This is a genomic window from Paraburkholderia sacchari (assembly GCF_000785435.2).
Taxonomy (GTDB): Bacteria; Pseudomonadota; Gammaproteobacteria; order Burkholderiales; family Burkholderiaceae; genus Paraburkholderia; species Paraburkholderia sacchari.
On record NZ_JTDB02000015.1, the window covers coordinates 100,674 to 119,505 of the forward strand.

Consider the following 18,832-nt stretch of genomic DNA (forward strand, 5'->3'; position numbering starts at 1 on the left):
AGTGGCAATGGTGATCGGCATCGTCTGGTACGCCTTGCTGTCCGGTCGCGCGGGCATGCAGAAGGAGTATCGGGACGAAGCGCAAGGGCTCGCTGATCTGCTGCGCTACGCGCGGCCGATCGAGCCAGGCATCATGCTCGGAAAGGGTGGAGAACTCATCGCCGGATTCTTCTACCGCGGCACAGACACGGAGTCAGCCAGCAATGGCGAGCTGGAGGCGATAGCAGCGCGCCTCAATGACGCGCTGCGGCGCTTGGGATCGGGCTGGATGGTCCATATCGACGCAAACCGTGCATGGGCGATTGGGTATCCGGAGCAGGGCGATTTCCCCATGCCGGTTGCCAAGCTGATGGACGAAGAGCGCGCGGCCCAGTACAACCAGGAAGGCGCACACTTCGAAAGTGGGTACGCGATGATCTTCTCGTATCTGCCGCCGATCCAGTTGCAAAGTCAGGCGACGGCTCTGATGTTCGAGAAGAGTGAGGATCTGCGCAGGAGCAAGGTGTCGATCCAGGACCAGCTGCTGGGGAGATACAAAGATACGCTCTCGGAACTGCAAGCGCAGCTTGGGACGATATTCGAGGGCATCACGCGAATGGGTGAGCAGACCGTCGAGAGCGCGGCTGATGGCTCGATGGTTACGATTGATCATCTGGCGAGCTACATTCATTACTGCGTGACCGGCTTGAATCAGCATATCCTGAAGCCCGCTGCCGGCGTCTTCTACGACTCGATTCTCGGCAGTCAGGATTTCACAGGCGGCAATCATCCTCGGGTGGGCAACAAGCATCTTCGTTGCCTCGCAATTGAGGGATTCCCCTCGGCAAGCTATCCGGGGATGCTGACTGCGCTCAATTCACTGCCAGTCGCCTATCGTTGGAATACGCGCTTCATCTTCATGGACCCCGAAGAGGGCAAGGGCGTGCTGAATCGCCTTCGCAAGAAGTGGCGTCAAAAGGTGCGAGGGATTAAGGACCAGGCGGCAAACACCAGCACTGGCGCGATCGACCACGATGCGCTGGAAATGGAGCACGATGCGCAGACGGCGATGAGCGAGGCTGGCTCGGGTCTGGTTCGGTATGGGCATTACACCAGCGTCGTGGTCTTGATGGACGAAGACCTTGGGCGGCTGAAACAGAGCGTCGAAGACTGCGCCACGCTTATCCGTAACCTGGGCTTTCCCGTCCGGATTGAAGAACTCAATGCGGTGGAGGCGTATCTTGGATCATTGCCGGGGCATGGTTACGAGAACGTGCGCCGTCCGATCCTGCATTCGCTGAATCTTGCGCATCTGATTCCCACGACCGCGACATGGCCCGGCCTCGCGAAAAATCCATGTCCGTTCTTTCCTCCGAATAGTCCACCGTTGCTGATGGCGAAGACGACGGGCAATGCACCTTTCCGGTTCAACATGCACGTGGACGATGTCGGGCACACCTTGATGATGGGACCGACAGGTGCGGGTAAATCGACACACCTCGAGCTGATCGAAGCCGCGTTCATGCGCTACCCGAACGCGCGTGTGCGCAAGTTCGAAAAGGGCTACTCGTCGTTTGTGTTGTGTAATGCGCTGCGAGGCTCTTACTACGACATTGGCGGTGAACATAGCGCCGAAATCAACTTCTGCCCGCTGGGCTCTGTCGATCGGCCGTCTGAGCGCGCGTGGGCTGAGGACTACATCGAAACGTTGCTGAAGTTTCAAGGTATGGCTGTGCTGGCGCCGCATCGGTCGATGATCAGAGCGACCCTCGAACTGCTGGGCAAGGCCGCACCGGATCGCCGGACGATGACGGACTTTGTGCAGAAGATCAACGACAACGACATGCGTGCTGCGTTGGAGCCGTACACGCTGAAGGGTGGTAATGCGATGCTCGATGCGAAGAGCGACGACGTGCGTCTCGGGCGCTTCGTGGTGTTCGAGATGGAGCATTTGATGGCGATGGGCGACCGCAAGGCGGTGCCTGTCCTGCTGTATCTGTTCCGTTGTGTCGAAAGAGGCTTGGATGGTTCGCCGACACTGCTGGTGCTTGATGAGGCCTGGCTGATGCTGAGTCACCCGCTGTTTCAAGAGAAGATCCGGGAATGGCTAAAGGTATTGCGGAAAGCGAATTGCGCCGTGCTCTTTGCTACGCAGTCCGTTTCTGACGTTGGAAAAAGCGCAATCAGGGACGTGCTCTATGAAAGCTGCCCGACGAAGATCCTGCTCGCGAACCCGGAAATCCGCGGGAACGAAGGTTCAGCCGAACAGTACCGTGCTATTGGGCTCAACGAGCGACAGATTGACATCGTCGGTCGCATGTCCAAAAAGCTGGACTACTACTATATGTCCCCCCTTGGCAGGAGAAAGTATCAGCTCGGGCTGGGACCGGTATGCCTCGCGTTCGTTGGCGCGTCGGGCAAGGATGATGTTGCAATCGCCCGACAGATGATTCAGCGCTACGGCGATCGCTGGACTGTGGAGTGGTTGAGACATTGCAATTTGAACAAGGACTGGGGGAAAGGCAAGCTTACGGACTGGATCGCGCACCACGAGCGCCGGCTCGAAGCGGTTCAGCAAGCTGCATAAAGGTGATATTTTGATATCTTTTATCCGTTTCATTGTGCTATAATAAAGTCACAGTGAAAAAAGAAGGAGTAGATCATGACCGTGTTCATCCTGTTGCTTGTGCTGGCAACCCCGGTGGTGGCGCTGTTGGGCCAGGTGCTGGGTTTCGCTATCGCGTTGCCTGTGGTCGGTCTGTTCCTTCTCCTGAAAGCCTTGCTGCGGAAGGTGTTTCACCGAATCGTGAGCGCTCTCCATCACTCGCACGCCTAGAGGTTCCTATGCGCCGTCTCGCTGTTGTCGTTGCCCTGGCTTTGAGTTGTGTCGTTGCTGATGTGAATGCGCAGCTTTCGACCCACTCGAACATCGCCGTTCAAAACGTTCAGGTGATCTGTCAGGGGACGCAACCCATTGCTTCAGTAACACTGCCCATCATGTCGGGCGACGTTGGCCGACCGGGGTTGCTGTATATCGGCATGCACGATCCGTCGATGTCCAGCGCGGCATTCTTCGTCAACGGGGCGTGGATGGCCTACCAAGGGGGGCTGTTTCCCGTGAACTCGCTGGTATCGGGGCTGAGCAACACGCAGTTGTTCGTCCCTTTGCCTCCGCAGTTGGCCGGTGGCGGCTGGAAACTGTATGTGGGCTATGGTGCCCTGTCGGCAGCGGCTGAGAACCAGGTGCAGGCTGCAATCAACGCGATCAATGCAGCCAAGGCACTCAACGTCAATGCGGCTGTTGGCGCCGTCGATCCCAATCACTATCGCCGCACGCTCATGCAGTCAGACATGACGCAGGCGGGCAAGTATGGCTACGTCAACACGGGCGTGGAAGACAATCCCTATGTATGCCAGCCCGAACTCGGGGGCGGAGGACATTGATGAAACTAATCGGCCAATCTCTCTTTGTCGGCGCCATGTTGGCGTCGATCGCAGTCAACGCGAATGCCGGCGCTGTCGCGGGTGCGACCGAACCGACGCAGATTCTGAATAACATTCAGTTGACCGCGTCCTATGCGCAGCAGGCTCAGCAGACGGTTACGCAGATCAATCAGTACGAGACGATGCTGCGCAACCTGATGAACGCGACGCCGAGCGAGTTGTTGGGGCAGGCCGCGGGCGTTCTCTGGAACGACAACAACATGACACAGGTGTTCAAGAACCTGAGTACGATCGTCCAGGGCGGGCAGAAGATTGCCTACACGCTGCAGAACACTGACCAGCTCTTTCACAACATCCATCCGGGCTATGGATCGGCCTTCGACTTCCAGAATGGATATCGCAACTGGTCCGACAACACTCTGAATTCGGTGCAGAACGCGCTTACGCTTATGAATGCGCATGCGTCGAACTTCTCTAACGAGCAATCAATGGTGAAGGAGCTTCAGACGCGCTCGCAGTCCGCACAGGGGCAGATGCAAGTTCTTCAGGCGGGCAACGACATCGGTGTTGCTATGATTGGGCAGATGCAGGAGCTTCGCCAGCTGCAAGCCGCGCAGATTCAGCAGCAGGGCGCGTATATCGCGGGCCAGCAGGACGAGGCAAATGCCAAACATACGGGCGCAGAGCGTGTGTTCGGGAATGTGAAGAGCAATAGCGTTCTCCCCCTGAATCCAGCTGCGCAGTAACCAATCAGACTTCATAGGAAACAGAGATGCGCGCTTTCGTGATTGCTTTCGTAGTAGTGGCCCTGTTCGGTTGCTCCAAGGAGAATTCGGCAACGGGTCAAACGTCGGGTAATGAGGCGTCCTCGCCGCGGGCTGCTTCGCTGACTCATCAGCAGGCACTCGACAAGGTCTATGGAAATATCCATAGCAACAGCATTAAGGAAAGCAAGTGAATTCTCGAACGCCATCTCTCATGCTGCTGGTGCCGCCTCGATGGATCGATGCGCGCAGGCTGATCCGCGTCTGCGCGATTATCGGCGTAGTGTTGGCCCTCGCGAGCATGTCGCTATCTGCTTTTGCTCAGTCGAGCAATACGTTTACGTTCATGGGCAGCGTTACAAACAAGTTTCAGCCACTTCAGCATTCGTGGTACACGGCGATTGTCGGTTATGCGCAGCGATTGTTTTGGGCGCTTGCTGCCGTTGACTTCGGATGGACGACGATCACTTACGTCCTGGACAAGAACGATCTAGCGGACATGCTTGGCAGTTTGGTCCGCAAGATGATGACACTCTGCTTCTTCTTTGCGTTGTTGAAGTTTTCGAATCAGTGGATACCGATGATCATTGATTCCTTTACGCAGATTGGGCAGGCTGCGGGAGGGTCAGCGTCATCGACAACTCCTGACGGCATTGTGGGGAAAGGATATGACCTCGCATTGGGCGCATTTCAGGCGATTCATGACCTCGGAGCGCTTGACGCTATAGCGGTTGTGATACCGGTTGGCGCTCTCGCGATCTTGATCTTTCTCGCGTTCCTTTTCGTCGCGGCGCAGCTGCTTGTGACGCAGATCGAGTCGTTCATCTGTATCGGAGCCGGGGTGATTCTGCTTGGCTTCGGTGGCTCCCGATGGACTACGGACATGGCCTCCAAGTACATGCAGTACGCCGTGGCGACCGGTCTGAAATTGATGGTTCTTTACCTTATCGTTGGCGCGGGGCAAGCGCTCTTCGGCGGTCTTACGATCGATCCTAACAACCTTATCAATAGTTGTCTCACGAACGCTGGAAGCGCACTGATTTACACCTACCTCGCGATACAGATCCCTGCGATCGCGAGCGCCATGATGTCGGGTTCGCCCTCGATGACGGCGGGCGGCATGATGGGTGCAGCCATCACGGCTGGCGCGGCGATGGCAGGCGCGGGTGCGGCGGCTGCGGCGGGCGGGATGAGTGCTGCGAAGGGTGCAGGCGGTGCAGCTGCTGGAGCAACCGGTCTCGCGAAGGCATTGAGCGCGGGCGTGAACTCTGGGCTGGACCTCGGTAAGAGCGGGACAGCGTTGGCTTCGCACGCGCTAGGTGAAATGGGTGCTCACGGTCTTGGGATGGCCAAGGGTGCGATTGGTGATGCGGTCGGTGGCGCAAAGACAAACTTTGCACAGGCCGTCGATCAATCGACGGGCGGAAAGATCGCATCAAGTATCGAATCGACGCGCGGGGGGAGTGTTGCCGGCGTTCCTGCTCCGCAACCGGCTGCGGGTGGTCCAGCTGGTGCGCCGCTGGGTGGTGCAGATGCGTCGAACGCTTCTCAGGGCGTGAGCGGTGGCGCAAGTGGCTCCGGTGCCGAAGCGGTACAGAGCGGTGGGCAACCTGTTTCGCCAGAATCGGGAGCTTCGCCGGTTAGTGGTGGCTCGCCGGCAGATGCGGCGCAAAGCTCGCCGAATGTGCCCGCGCCTTCAGGATCGTCGCCATCGTCTGCGCAGCCTGCATCGTCTGCATCGTCTGCGCCGTCGGCGCCATCGGCACCGAGCGGCGGTGCTACGCCATCCGCTGGAACGTCCAGCGCTCCCGCGTCAGCTTCGCCCAGCAATGCGGGCAGTGCGTCGTCGTCCGGTTCGAGCAATGCTGCAAGCGCTCCTGCGCCGCAGTCAGCTTCCTCGGGAGCCTCGGCTGCGAATACCGGAGCGGATACTGGAAGTGGTTCATCGGTGGGCTCACCGGCTGCGTCGCCGACAACCTCGGCAAGTCCTTCGGCTGGCTCCGGTGGGGATGCTTCGACGGCGTCACTTTCCGGCAACGGTCAATCGGGGAACCCTTCGACGCCTTCGCGTCCTGATCCGTTGCATAAGCGTATCCAGGATCTTCAAGGATATGTACCGCAAGACAGCGCGCATGCAGCAAGCGTCAATATCGACCTGAAGCACTCGCAAGACTAATATAGTTAAATCAATCGGAGCGACTGACAGTGTTTAAACGCAAAAAGCGCGTGGAAGACGACGGCGCACTCACACCTGCCGACTCCACGAAAGCGCAGAAATCCGGGAAGAGCGAAAAGCCTTCGTCGCCGTTCCTGCGTGATCAAAACGGCGAACAGGACGACCGTTATATGAATCTTGCGGTCGCGAGGCACAACGACCGTGTCGAGAAGCGGATTCTCTATGCGATTCTCGCGATGTCCGTGGGATTCAATGGGTATTACCAGATGACGAGCAAGTTTGTACCGTTCGTCGTCGCGGTAGATAAGATCGGCTACCAGATATCGGTTGGTCCTGCCGACAGGGTGAATGCGGTCGACAGCAAGCGCGTCATTCGTGAGCAAATGATCGACTGGGTGGAGTACTCGCGACTGATCATCGGTGATCAGGCTGCGGGCAAGCGTTTCCAGAGATGGGTCTATGCGCGAGTACAGGAAGGTTCGGCGGCGAAGAAAGCGCTGGACCGCTTCTACGACGAGCGCAAGCCTTTCCAGACAGCAGCCGATCATACGGTCGATACCCATGTCACGCTTTGCCTGCCAGTATCCGACAACACCTTCCAGATGGAATGGAATGAGACGCTGCATGCACCGAATGGTGACGTAATTGGAACGGAACGTTGGAAGGGTATTTTCACGTACAAGATTGTTCCGCTCGATACCGCAGCTGGTATTGCAGTGAATGGCCCCGGCTTTTTCATCACTGATTTCAGCTGGTCGAAGGTGCTGGGTTGAGCGGCATGTACAAAGCCAATAGGGAGTTTTCGGGAATGAAAAAGTGGGTGACATTGCTCGCATTCGTTGCGCTCAGTGCGAACGCGGTCGCGGGGCAACGATTTCTGACGTTGGAAGACGCCGCCGTGGCGCAGGCGAAAAAGTGGCAGCAAACGGGCCAGGCAAAGCCCATCATTTCCGACGATGGACGGATCATGTATCCGTTCGGCCAGTACCTTCCCAAGCTGACATGCACGCTCATGCGGGTCTGCGATATTCAGCTTGAACCGGGCGAGCTCGTGACGGGAAAGCCGGTGGCAGGGGATACCGCGCGCTGGATGATGAGCAAGCAGGTTTCTGGAACGGGTGATAAGGCGATTACGCATGTGATTGTCAAACCGACCGATGTCAATATTCAGACTAATTTAATTATTACAACCGATCGCCGCACCTATCAGATCGAGCTGTATTCGAGTCCCAATGAAAAGGACTATCTGAACATGATCGGCTTCTACTATCCGGAAGACATGACTTCGGAATGGGACGAATCGGCGAAGCTCAAAGCGCGTGAACAGAAGGCGCACGATCAGCTGGTGGCAGCTGAACTGCCGGCTGGCGCTGCGGATCGGCTCGACTTCGATTATTCGATTGACGGTGGCTCTGACGCGGCGTTCAAGCCCCTTCGCGTTTATAACGACGGTCTGAAGACTTACATCCAGTTGCCGGACGGCGTCCCAATGGCAGAGGCGCCCGTGCTGCTCCTGATCGACAAGGACAACAAGCCGGCGATCGTGAACTGGCGCCCGAAGACCCCGACGCTGTACGAGGTCGACAAGCTCTTTGACAAGGCAATGCTTGTGGTCGGGACCGATGGCAACGAACAGAAGATCACGATCACGTGGAACAAGCACAATCGTAGCTTCTGGTCGCGTGTGGGAGGGAACTAACGATGGCGAGTTCGTTCGATTCTCCGGACACCGTTCAATTGAAGGGTAAGAGTACCGGTATCACGCGGCTTTCGAGAAAGGCAAAAGCGCTCGTGCTACTCGCCATCACGGCGATTGTCGGGTTCATTCTCTTCTCGATCATGACGATGGATAGCGGCGACAAGCCTACCTCTGCCGCTGACGAGCCGGACACGACGGCAGAAAAAAAGGCTGCGCCGACAGTGGAACCTGCGACGCCCAATCTCCGTGGCATCGGGGACGGACAGGTTGGTGTAGTCGCGGCGTCTGATGCTGCTGGATTGGGTGGTCCCTCGGTTGCCGTGGGGGCGAGCGGTGCTGGGGGCGTGGGTGGTGTCGGTGTACCGCCCGTTGACGGGCTCGCATCCTCACCGAATTCTGCGCATGCCCCATTGCGCAGCACGCCTGCTGGTGGGCAGACTCCAGCAGTACAGCTTTCCAACCAGCACAATGTTGGTCCCCAGGGCGAGCAATATCAGACGCCGGAAGAGGCTGCGGCGGCAAGGGCAAAGCAGGAACTTGTGGACAAGCGCAACAAGGCGATTGGTGCTGGAATGGAAATGGGCGGTGGGGACGGCGGGTTGGCATCGCTCGGCGGCATGGGTGCCACGGCCGTACCGGCGATCGGCGCGAATAACCAGCTGAATTCCGCTCTAGCTGCTGCGGCGCAGGCCGCGCAAGCCGCACAGGCAGCTGGCGCGGGCAATCCAGTCGCGGCTTACGGACAGCCACAGGACGATCAGAACAAACAGGTACGCAAGGAATCCTTTCTGAAATCGAGCCAGGCCAGTCAGGACAACACCGTTCTGAAGGAACTTGTGCAACCGGCACTGTCAGCTTACCAACTGATGGGCGGCAGCATCATTCCGGCCGCGCTGGAGTGCGGCCTTAACTCCGATCTGCCAGGGCAGACCTGCGCACGGGTGATCGAGAACGTATATGACTCGGCGACTGGACGCTACTTGCTGATTCCGCAAGGCACGAAGATCCTCGGTACATACGATAGTCAGGTCGCCTACGGGCAGGAGAGGATTCTCGTGGTGTGGAACCGGCTGATTTTCCCGGACGGGAGCAGTATCAGTATTCAGGGCATGCCGGGTGAGGACAAGGCCGGGAACGCGGGCTTTGATGCGGACGTGAACAACCACTATGCGAAGGTGTTTGGTAGCGCGCTGCTCATGGCGGCATTTTCGGCGGGCATCTCTTTGTCTCAGAAGCAGAGCACTAACGCGTATGGGACGCTCAGCAACTCGCAAACCGTCACGCAAGCGGTGGGGCAGCAGCTGGGCCAGACCGGTGAGGCGTACATTACGAAGGGGATGAATATCCAGCCGACCCTTACGCGCGCACCAGGCTACCGGTTCAACATTGTGGCGACGAAGGACATCGTATTCCCGAGCGCCTATGTGCCGAATCCGACTCGCGCAGCGCAGTGACTTAAAATAATGAAATGAAGGGCCGCAAATGATGCGGCCCTTTTTTGCACTTCCAACGTCAGAAGAAAGTGACGTGGCGCACAGTGAACGCTTGCGTCCTCGTTCAATATTGTGGACAGCGGCCCCCGCTATGAGACTGCTAACTACGGGCGTGTAATTTTTTGATTTGTCAAACCGCCCGGTTGTCACATAAGATAGTCATATATCATTCCTTAGAATTTCTGATACGCTTAATGCAGGACTTTTCCCCTATGACTACGAAGAAGAGCACGATCGCAAGGCCGTCACGGGCCAAAAGTGCCGCGCGGCCTGCGACCGCAGTAAAGCGGGTGCCGAAGAAGCAGCCGCCGAAGGTCAAGGCGGCATCGTCTCGGCAGGGCGTCACGAAAGCTCCAGCAGCACCCAAGCGCGCGAGTTCCAGCAAGGGAGTCGCGCAGGATCAGGAATTGGTAGCGGCTGACACGCGTCCTCGGAGTACGCGCGGTGGGCGCATTGGCAGGCCAAAGACCCGCTTCGAAAATCTTCAAGCGGTGCCTACCCGCTGTCCGTCGCACATCTACACGTATCTGCGAGGGATCACGCCGTTCTTGTATCCGTCGCTGACGGCGATGTTCGAGGACATGATTACCCGGTTCCTGAAAGAGCAACCGTGGGAGCACGGGTTGCATTGGCGCAAGCCCAAGACTGCAATGACCTACGCGAAGGGCATGGCCGGCGCGACCGGCTGGTCGCAAGTCAACATACAGTTGCCGCTTGAACTGAAGGAGCGGGTGACGAACGTAGCGTCGGTGTGCGGCGTGTCCAACGCATGCCTTTGTTACACCGCTATTTTCTGGTGGGTCCAGTACATCTACCCGCCCGCGAAGATGGTGGGTTCAAGTTCAGCCACTAGCGCGTGACAAAAAAGATTGGAAAAGCGCGCGCTGAACATTGTGAAAATCTTCCCCGTCGTTCGAGGGTTTCGAGCAAAGTTTGCGCGATCGTGAGCCACCAAGTGGCGCGATTCACCCAAAGATTGGAGGCTCCCGTTCTAATCTTTATTGTCACGAGTCAGCCCCGCAATCGGCGTGAAAGTCTCGAAACGCTCGTGCTCGGGGCGCGGCTTCCTACGTCAGAAAAGCCGCCTCGCGTGGTCTTTTTGGAAGTTGGTTAATATAAATAATTCAGTGCTTGCGCGTGAATTGATAGCTTGATATCATCATAGCAAGCTATAGAGGGGTAGAAATGACCGATGCAAAAGAGCAGAAACAGCCAGTTCTGATCAGGCTCCCTCTCCCGATTCAGGACTGGTTGTTTTCCCAAGCGGTCGAGGTGGCTTCAGAGCAACGAAAGCGAATGTCGGTGCCGTCGCTCATTGTCGCGATGCTGTCGGACGAGACAGATACGGATATCACTGCCATTGATGATGCGTCGCCCGTGGAGGGCAGCGTTGAAAAGAAGTCCGTCTTGGTCCGGCTTCCGATGTCAGTATATGACCGCCTGTTTTCAGAGTCGGTGGAGCTGGCTCGATCGCGTCGCGTGCGAATCTCCGTGCCGTCGCTCGTTGTTGAAAAGCTGAGTCGCTTGCACCGGCAAGCACAAGGAAAACAACCAGAGGCCAGTTCGTAACGTCGAGCTGGCTGAACTACATCGGGTAGAGCCAACATGCCGAAGTTGATCGTGGTAACGAACCAGAAGGGCGGCGTCGGCAAGACGACGCTCGCGGTTCACCTCGCGTATGCCGCTGCTGAGACTGGCGGGCAGGTGCTTGTGGTTGATTTTTGCGGGCAGGGGAATGCCTCACAATTTCTGACGCGGGATCTGCGAATCAACAAGAGGCGCGGTGGCGCCGAAATGCTGTTCTCGGACGGCGTCGATCTGCCGTACACCGATACGCCGATGGACAACGTAAAGGTGCTTCATGGGCATCTGTACCTTGAAGAGCTGGACACACAGAAAGAGGACTTGCTGAAAGTCGCGATCAAGATTCGGGCCAAGGTGCGGTCCTTGCCGTTCGACTATGTGATTTTTGACACTCCACCGGCCCTTGGGCCTCGCATCGCCAGTCCGCTGCTGTGGTCGGATACGGCGCTGTTGACCGTGCAGCCGTTGCTGTCCTCGATAACCGGCCTGGATGACACATTTGATACGATCCGGGCCGTCCAGAGGGTCAACAAGGCGCTGAATGTGCAGATGGTGGTCAACCTGTTCACGAAGTCGTCCAAGACGCAGCGCGAGTTTCGCGAGGCGCTTCAGCAAAAATTCGGACGTTCCATCGTTGAGGAATTCTCGTTGCGCACGCCTGTGTCAGACGCTCTCCAAAACTTCCGACCGGTTTGGAGCCACGCTCGCGACAAGAAGCTTGGCCGGCACTGGAAAGATTTCGCCAACCGTATTTTGGATGTGACTGTTTAAGGATTTGAACTAATGGGCACGCTCGATTTTTTAAACAGCATTGACGCGCCGACCGCGCAGGTCATCAGTATCGACATTGATATGGTTGAGCCTGACGCGAAGCAGCCGCGCACGAAGTTCCGCCCGGTCGACGGCGTGATTGAACAGTCAGTGCAGACGGCTCTCGAAGAGCTGGCCGACGACATTTCTGCAATCGGCCTCACGCAGCCGATCATCGTCCGCGAAGTGGGCGATGGCCGTTACTGCATCATCGCTGGAGAGCGCCGTTGGCGCGCGTTTCGACTCAACCGTGATCGTGGCCTTCCCGACTCGCAGGAAATTCCTGCGATCGTTCGACAGGACCTTACGGCGGCGAAACTGCGACTCGTGCAGTTGTCTGAAAACCTCCAGCGTGACGACCTGACTGATCTGGAGACGGCGCTCTTCTTGAGGGACACGCTCGAAGAGTATCCGGACCTTCAAAAGCAGGAACTGGCCAAGGTGATGAACAAGAGCAGCCAGTACATTTCTCGCGTGCTCGCGCTGCTCGACCCGAAGTGGTCCGATGTCGTGGACTCGGGCATGATTACTTACGCTTCCTTGCTTGAGCAGTTCCGCCCGTTGCCGCCTGAGGTTCAGGAGCAGCTGAAGACGAAGGCGCGGGAAGAAGGCCGCGCGCTAACGTCGGGCGACATCAGGGCGGCAAAGAGCGCGGCCGGCAAGGGAGGGGCGAAAGGACCTCCGCAGCCGACCGGGCCGGTCACGGTCGATCCTGCTTTGGCGCAGAAGGTGCAGGAGTTGATCAATCAACAGGCGCCGGAAGGCGAGAGCTATCGGCCAAGTGCAGCGGCGAAAGCAGGACCCGCGCCGCGCGATCGGATCAAGGACACGGGCGGGGAACCCGTCATCCCCGCGGGGACGGGCGTACTCAGCGGCGTGGCCCAGCAGAAGCGGGAAGCCCGTCTTACGCTTCAGCAGATTGAGATGATGCTGCACCACGGCGCCGTAGCGGACAAAACCCATACCGTCGCTCTTTCGCTGCCCGTCGAAGAAATGAAGCAATCGATCGTGGCGATGGGCGGCACGTTGCCTGAAGACGACAGCCAGCTTGCGACGGTGCTGGCTTCAACGATCAACAAACTCGCTTAACTTGGTCGACGGACGGGCTCAGGCCCGTCTTTTTTATTCGCAAAGTAATTTAAAAAAAGGATTAAACCTTGCGTATCAGATGGGGCGCTAACGTCGTCAACGGGGCAGAGGTTGGATGGGAACCGGGCCGCGTTGCGAACCCTCACATCGGGGTGTTCGCCGACAGCGGTATGGGTAAGACCACCATGCTGCGTCGGATCGTGGCCGCGATGAAAGAGAGCGGTCATCCGCGCGTGCGCTTTCACGTGTTCGACGGCCACGGCGATGTCGATATTCCCGATGCGTCATCTGTCACGTTTCACGAATCGTCCGATTTCGGCTTCAATCCGCTGGAGCTGAGTGCTGATCCTGAGTTCGGCGGCGTCCGAAAGCGAATCCAGTCGCTCATCATGGCGATAAACCGGACATCGGTCAGGCTGGGACCGCGCCAGGAGCGCGCGTTGACGCGGCTGCTCGTAGCTTTGTACCGTCGCGAAGGGTTCGTGATGGAGGACCATACGACGTGGGCCGCGGACCCCGCGAACGGGAAGCGCTATCCGACGTTGCTCGATGCAATCGAGTATGGAAGGGAGCGGATCAAGGTGGTGGCTACCGGGTCCAATCAGCGTGCGGTGAATGCGTTACAGGACGTGTTTCGCGCGGCAAAGCAGAAGCGCATCAAGGAAGAGGCGCTGTCGCGTCCGGGCGCTGACGATGAAGCGTTGGCGAAGCTCGAGCGCGAGTTGCAGTCTGCACGAGAGAAGGCGATCGATGCCTTCACCGAAGCGGTGATGACCGCGCATACCGGAGATGAGTTCGAGGACGCACTCGACGCAGAAGGGCAGAAGGAAACGCTTGAGTCGGTGATCGACCGTCTTGAAAATCTGTACCAGATCGGTATCTACCGCAGTACACCGCCACCGCTTGATACCCGCAACAGGGTCTGGCGTTACATCATCAAGTCACTGAGCCGCGACGAGAAGAAGCTGTTCACGCTCACCAGGCTGGAAACTATTTTTACGCGTGCCGTCCAGCGTGGCATTACCGATGAGATTCTGGACGTGATCGTGCTCGATGAGGCTCATTGGTATTCGGATAGCTCTGAAGACTATGTGATCAACCGCATGGTGCGGGAAGGGCGGAAGTTCGGAATTAGTATGGTCTTTGCCTCTCAAGCTCCCTCAGATTTTGCCGATATCCTCATTGGTAATCTTGGCACAAAACTGTTATTGGGGCTCGATCATACCAATAATGCCTACGTGGTCCGAAAACTGGGTGTAAGCGAGGCTTCACTCAAGTCCATCATTCCGCATCGTCGGGTTCTCGTTCAAATGAAGGGAATTGGCGAACTGGCAACAGGGGCGACCTTGGTCAGTCTGTAGGTGCGACCAGATACGGAACACTATATTTATGCCAATTGAATGTTACAAAATGTTTTGTTCGTAACATAATGCGTCGTTTGTTCAGGTGGTGAATCGGTTGCTGTGTGGGGCAACGTCGCTCGCTTCCAACGTCAGAAGGGAGCAAGCGGCCAAGTATAGAGTAGTCGCGTTTCGGTAAATAGCGATTGCTCTTTACTTACTGCAAAGTTCGCGTATCATGTCACTCAATAAGAAGGTGACGTGTGGATAGACCAGTTCTGCTCATTGGGGGTTGTATGTTTAAGGAATCGTCGTCGTCGTCGTTTTCGGTACTTGGGTCGCGGGTCTTCGCCGAGGAAGGTGGCTATGTGCCTCCCGCCGAGCGCGTGGTGGCTCCGGAAGTTTTGGCGAAGGTCTTTGCGGACGGCCCTTTGCCGTTTCCGACGAACGCAGACGGTTCGGTTGAGCTTGCGACCTATATGCAGTGGCTCACCGCGACATGGGACGCAGGCATTGCGGCGTTCGGCGAGATGTCCGAGATTGAGACGCCGCTGGTTGCCCCTGCCACTACGTAAAGAGTTGGTATATAGTTACCGTGTAATCGACAATCACGGGACCGGGTATGACCGAGCAGGATTTCGCGGACCTAGTCCGGGATACGAAGTTAAGCCAGACGAACCGCGATGCGGCTCGCCTGGTGCTTGTGGAGAACATGAAACCGATTGATGCTGCGGCAGCGTCGGGTATCTCCAAGCAACGCCTCAACCAGATTCTTACGGTGGTCCGCACAGCTGAGGAAAGGCGCAACGAGACAGCGCTTCTCGAACAGGTCCGACGCGGCGGCTCCGCTTCCATCTCCGACTCAGTTGCTGTTGTCGAGGCCAGCTATGCGGTCGCCGTCAAGACGGCGCGCGATCAGTATGGCGATGACACGCTTATCCAGACACCGAATCCGAACGGGCGAGCGGTCGGCGAGATAGTGGGCCGCACGGATTTTCACGTCGTGCAGGCGGTTGGTCGGAGTGCCGTCGTTATCCACGATCTTGCCAAGCTCGATCGGGCGCCGGCTGTTGGGCGCAACGTCGCTATCGACTATTCGAAGGGTATGGGCGTCGTCTCGGATAGGACGAAGACGCAGGATCGCGGCGGCGTCACGCGTTAGTCGATTGGCGCGATTTCTCCGGTTGGTCGCACCAGGGCTTTGTCGAGGAACCGGTTTATCTGCATTACACTGATTAAAAGTAATCAGAATTGGAGCCTGCCATGACTGAAACTGTGACTGGAGATGTCGCGCCGCAAGAAACCGGGAAAAACCGTAGCCGTCGATCCGTCGATCCCGACGTAAAGCGGCAGCGTTTGAATCCGCTCGATGGCGATGTGGATGGTGTGTCGATCACGTTTGACGGAAATTCGAGCTACGCGGTTCGCTTCGGCTACAACCCGGATCTCGTCGCACAAATTCGTGCGATTCCGGGAGCGGCGTTCGACGGCAACGATGCCTGGCGGGTGCCGGTGGCGCAGTACGACGCATTGGCCGAAGTGTCTGCGTCAATGCGCAAGGAGTACCTGCTCGATGTCGCGGCACACGATGGCATTGTGTCGCTCGCGCAGCAAGCGGCGCGCGAGCGGCAGGACACGGCTGAAGTGCAGCCGCGTCTGAGCGAATTTCATCCGCGCGACGAAGCGCTGCGGGGTGAAATCATCAGCGTGAACGATCGCTATGCCGCGCAGCTGACCGGAAACGGCAGGCGCGATGGCGTCGCGTTTGTGACGCTGCACCGGCTCGCCGATCTGTCAGAGGCTGTCCTGAAGGGTGACAAGGTTTCCATCACCTATGACGAGAAGGGGCGTGCGAAGGTCGGGCAATTGCTGACGGTGGAAGAAAAGCTCGATGCCTCGCTGGGCAAATCCGTCGACGGCGTGAAGGTGACGCAAGAGGGTGGCCAGTACAGGATCGAGTTCGACTATAACCCTGCGCTCGCTGATCGCATCGCGCGAATCGACGGCGCGGATTTCAAGCGCGACGAAAAGATTTGGGTCACGGACGCAAACCTTAAATCGTTTGTGGCTCGCGCTGTCAACGATATGCGCAAGGAGGTTGTAGCCGATCGCGCCGACCGCGACCAGATGATGGAAGTTGCCGCGGAACTTATCGATTCGCCGAAAACGCATGACGCATTCACTGCGGACGGGAAGGGGTACAGCGGTCGGGTGCTTGCGATCAACGATCGTTACGTGCTGCAACACAGCGGAAAGGACCATGTGACGCTGCACCGTGCGCGTAGCTTCGAAGAACTGCCAGCGGCAGGGCAGAACGCGCGGATTTCTTACAAGCAGGGCAAGGCCCAGGTGAACGAGCAATCGCACGAGCGAGAGCGGAATCAGGGCGTGGCGCGCTGAACGCGTGGGGCGCTGAGCGTCGCAAGTTGGCGCTCAGTGAATTTAATAATTCACGGGAGTCAATCATGGCGAAACGCAACAAAAAAGACGCAGTCTCAGAAGTAGCAAACGACCCTCTGGCTGGGTACTCATATACGGCAGGGAAAGAGCTGAAAACGGCGGGTGGTGAATATTTCATCACAGCCGGCAGCGGCAGTTCGCGCGTCGGCTTCCTGCCTTCGGCCGGGTCACTGGATGGCGCCATTCAGTTCGATTCGGCTGAACAACTGGACGCGCACCTTGCTGGCGTCTCTGAACGGGATCGGAATGCGGTCAAGGCGTTCGTTCGCCAATCTGAAGGGCAGGTTGTGGAGCCTGCGGACAATGCAATCGCACGTGCAACTCGGGCAACCCTTCCCGCAGGATTCGAGGATCGGTTTGCAAAGGTTGATTGGTTTTACGCCTACTCGGACGATTCGACGGTTCGCATGGCCGGTGCCGCACAGGTCCAGGAGGCGTTGAAGGAGCTGGAGGCGCTTGCAGTAACCGACAAGGAATCGGCCAAGGCACTTTGGAGCCAGTACGGCCCGAAGACCATCAGCGCGCCCGAATTCCTCCGCGATGCTGGAAGCGAGTTGTCGACCGGTGTTGCTCCGGTCGTCAGTGGCGAGGCAACGGTGGGGCAGGAAGCTGATGAATCCAAAGACCGCGCGAAGCCGGAAGAAGAGGTTGAAAACTCCATTTCTGCCGCGCCCGGTCGTGCGCCTCGATCGCAAGCGACGGTTCAGGAAGACGCCATTGCGCGCGCCCCACGTCCGGGCCAGTCGTCGCGTGCCAACGCTGCTGAGTCGGATCAACAGAAGGCGGTTCCACAGGTCGAGAAAGAGGGACCGCCGACGCTGCTCAATGGGCGCTTCGTTCGGCGCGATAACGGTGAGTATTTTCGGGTAGCGGACGGAGAAGAAAGCAAGCGCGTAGCCCTTGTTGACGAGAACGAAAAGATCCGCTTTGTTGACAAGCAGATGGATGCATTCCAGGCCGCCATCGAGCTGGCGAAGCACAAGGAGTGGGAAGCGATCCTTGTGACTGGCACTGAAAAATTCCGCGCAGAAGCTTGGCATCACGCTCGCATGGCGGGCCTTGAAGTCGTGGGATATGAGCCGACCGAGAAGGATCTCGCTACGCTGGAAGCGGCACAGAATGCGGGTCGCGGGCCGGCTGCTATGCCGAATGCGCCGAGTACGGCGGTGTCGGTGCAGGCCGTTTCCGACTCGAAAGCTGCGGCGGTCGAGTACGCACTCAAGGCTGGCTCTGTTGTTTTCGACATCAACAAGGCCAATGGCCTGTATACCGGGAAAGTCATACACCAGACGGAGCATCACATCGTGCAGGACATGGGCAAGAAGGCGGCGGTCATCCACGATAAGGCGCACTTCGATGCAGCGGAGCTGAAAAAGGGCATCGATCGGGGCGACAGCCTTCGTATCCAGTATGGCAAGGGGCGGGCGGCGATCGATACCAAGCAGGAGCGCCAACGGAGCCAGGGCGTTTCGCGCTAACGCGACGTGTTTTTTGAAATCTGGAGGTATTTTTAAATGACTGTACCGACGCCTGATGCTGTGACCGAAGAAAGCGGAGTTCCAACGTCAGAAACGACGCCTGACGCCGCTGGAAAGCGCAAGGGGCGTCGATACATCTTCGTCCCCAAAGAAGACGAGTTTCAGCGGAAAGAGGCGCACGGGCTGGGTGCGGTGTATGACGGCAAGAAGTTCGCATGGTTTGTACCGCACGGTGTAGACGACGCGCCTTTCGCACGCTGGTTCAACCCGCCGATGGCGCTTACCGAGGCGGATCTTCGCGAGCAGTTTGCGCAGGCTTGCAGGGAAGCCGGCCTGGTCTATCCGGGCAAGAAGGAAAAGGGTGGATGGACGCAGACAACGGTAACTACCAGCCGGGATCAGAAGGCCCTGAAAGGGGCTTACAAAGTCCAGTTCGGCGACGCTCCGAACGGCTACATCTCCAACTTGGACACGGGATACTCGCAACCGTGGTTTCCGCGAGGCCTGGTTCATTCC

The 18,832-nt window shown here is 57.8% G+C and carries 19 protein-coding genes; all 19 read left to right on the forward strand.

Annotated features, from left to right (window positions below; translation table 11 throughout):
• The first annotated feature begins 7 nt into the window (after positions 1–7).
• The gene (locus NH14_RS31450) at positions 8–2,566 is read left to right on the forward strand and encodes a VirB4 family type IV secretion/conjugal transfer ATPase (protein ID WP_237179832.1); all 2,559 of its coding nucleotides are present in this window, start codon (positions 8–10) and stop codon (positions 2,564–2,566) included.
• Between the two features lie 75 nt (positions 2,567–2,641).
• The gene (locus tag NH14_RS31455) at positions 2,642–2,815 is read left to right on the forward strand and encodes a hypothetical protein (protein WP_161790899.1); all 174 of its coding nucleotides are present in this window, start codon (positions 2,642–2,644) and stop codon (positions 2,813–2,815) included.
• An 8-nt stretch (positions 2,816–2,823) separates the two neighbouring features.
• Positions 2,824–3,423 (forward strand): hypothetical protein, encoded by a 600-nt coding sequence (locus NH14_RS31460; protein ID WP_152617345.1) that lies wholly within the window; start codon positions 2,824–2,826, stop codon positions 3,421–3,423.
• A complete protein-coding gene (gene trbJ, locus NH14_RS31465; RefSeq protein ID WP_084225989.1) occupies positions 3,390–4,169 on the forward strand; it encodes a P-type conjugative transfer protein TrbJ in 780 nt (259 codons plus the stop codon). The genes NH14_RS31460 and trbJ overlap by 34 nt, the downstream gene beginning before the upstream one ends.
• Before the next feature lie 26 nt (positions 4,170–4,195).
• Positions 4,196–4,381 (forward strand): hypothetical protein, encoded by a 186-nt coding sequence (locus NH14_RS31470; protein ID WP_035534243.1) that lies wholly within the window; start codon positions 4,196–4,198, stop codon positions 4,379–4,381.
• 20 nt (positions 4,382–4,401) lie between these two features.
• Entirely contained in the window at positions 4,402–6,363 is a 1,962-nt protein-coding gene (trbL, locus tag NH14_RS31475) for a P-type conjugative transfer protein TrbL (protein WP_084225990.1), read from the forward strand.
• Positions 6,364–6,392: 29 nt separating this feature from the next.
• Positions 6,393–7,136, forward strand: a complete 744-nt coding sequence (locus tag NH14_RS31480; RefSeq protein ID WP_152617346.1) for a VirB8 family type IV secretion system protein — start codon at positions 6,393–6,395, stop codon at positions 7,134–7,136.
• A 35-nt stretch (positions 7,137–7,171) separates the two neighbouring features.
• Positions 7,172–8,062, forward strand: coding sequence for a P-type conjugative transfer protein TrbG (gene trbG, locus NH14_RS31485; RefSeq protein WP_052148576.1), 891 nt, complete (start codon positions 7,172–7,174; stop codon positions 8,060–8,062).
• A 2-nt stretch (positions 8,063–8,064) separates the two neighbouring features.
• Positions 8,065–9,516, forward strand: coding sequence for a TraB/TrbI/VirB10 family type IV secretion system protein (locus tag NH14_RS31490; RefSeq protein ID WP_052148577.1), 1,452 nt, complete (start codon positions 8,065–8,067; stop codon positions 9,514–9,516).
• A 251-nt stretch (positions 9,517–9,767) separates the two neighbouring features.
• Positions 9,768–10,415 (forward strand): hypothetical protein, encoded by a 648-nt coding sequence (locus NH14_RS31495; RefSeq protein ID WP_035534246.1) that lies wholly within the window; start codon positions 9,768–9,770, stop codon positions 10,413–10,415.
• A 325-nt stretch (positions 10,416–10,740) separates the two neighbouring features.
• Entirely contained in the window at positions 10,741–11,124 is a 384-nt protein-coding gene (locus tag NH14_RS31500) for a hypothetical protein (RefSeq protein WP_035534247.1), read from the forward strand.
• Between the two features lie 36 nt (positions 11,125–11,160).
• Positions 11,161–11,910 (forward strand): ParA family protein, encoded by a 750-nt coding sequence (locus NH14_RS31505; protein WP_035534248.1) that lies wholly within the window; start codon positions 11,161–11,163, stop codon positions 11,908–11,910.
• A gap of 12 nt (positions 11,911–11,922) precedes the next feature.
• Positions 11,923–13,038, forward strand: a complete 1,116-nt coding sequence (locus NH14_RS31510; RefSeq protein WP_052148578.1) for a ParB/RepB/Spo0J family partition protein — start codon at positions 11,923–11,925, stop codon at positions 13,036–13,038.
• A 68-nt stretch (positions 13,039–13,106) separates the two neighbouring features.
• Entirely contained in the window at positions 13,107–14,399 is a 1,293-nt protein-coding gene (locus NH14_RS31515) for an ATP-binding protein (protein ID WP_035534249.1), read from the forward strand.
• Between the two features lie 275 nt (positions 14,400–14,674).
• A complete protein-coding gene (locus NH14_RS31520) occupies positions 14,675–14,953 on the forward strand; it encodes a hypothetical protein (RefSeq protein ID WP_035534250.1) in 279 nt (92 codons plus the stop codon).
• Positions 14,954–15,000: 47 nt separating this feature from the next.
• Entirely contained in the window at positions 15,001–15,540 is a 540-nt protein-coding gene (locus tag NH14_RS31525) for a KfrB domain-containing protein (protein WP_035534251.1), read from the forward strand.
• Positions 15,541–15,641: 101 nt separating this feature from the next.
• The gene (locus NH14_RS31530; protein WP_152617348.1) at positions 15,642–16,778 is read left to right on the forward strand and encodes a KfrB domain-containing protein; all 1,137 of its coding nucleotides are present in this window, start codon (positions 15,642–15,644) and stop codon (positions 16,776–16,778) included.
• A 65-nt stretch (positions 16,779–16,843) separates the two neighbouring features.
• The gene (locus NH14_RS31535; protein ID WP_035534253.1) at positions 16,844–18,316 is read left to right on the forward strand and encodes an LPD7 domain-containing protein; all 1,473 of its coding nucleotides are present in this window, start codon (positions 16,844–16,846) and stop codon (positions 18,314–18,316) included.
• 36 nt (positions 18,317–18,352) lie between these two features.
• Positions 18,353–18,832 (forward strand): DUF5710 domain-containing protein (locus NH14_RS31540; protein WP_237179831.1); only part of this gene is annotated, 480 nt, incomplete at its 3' end.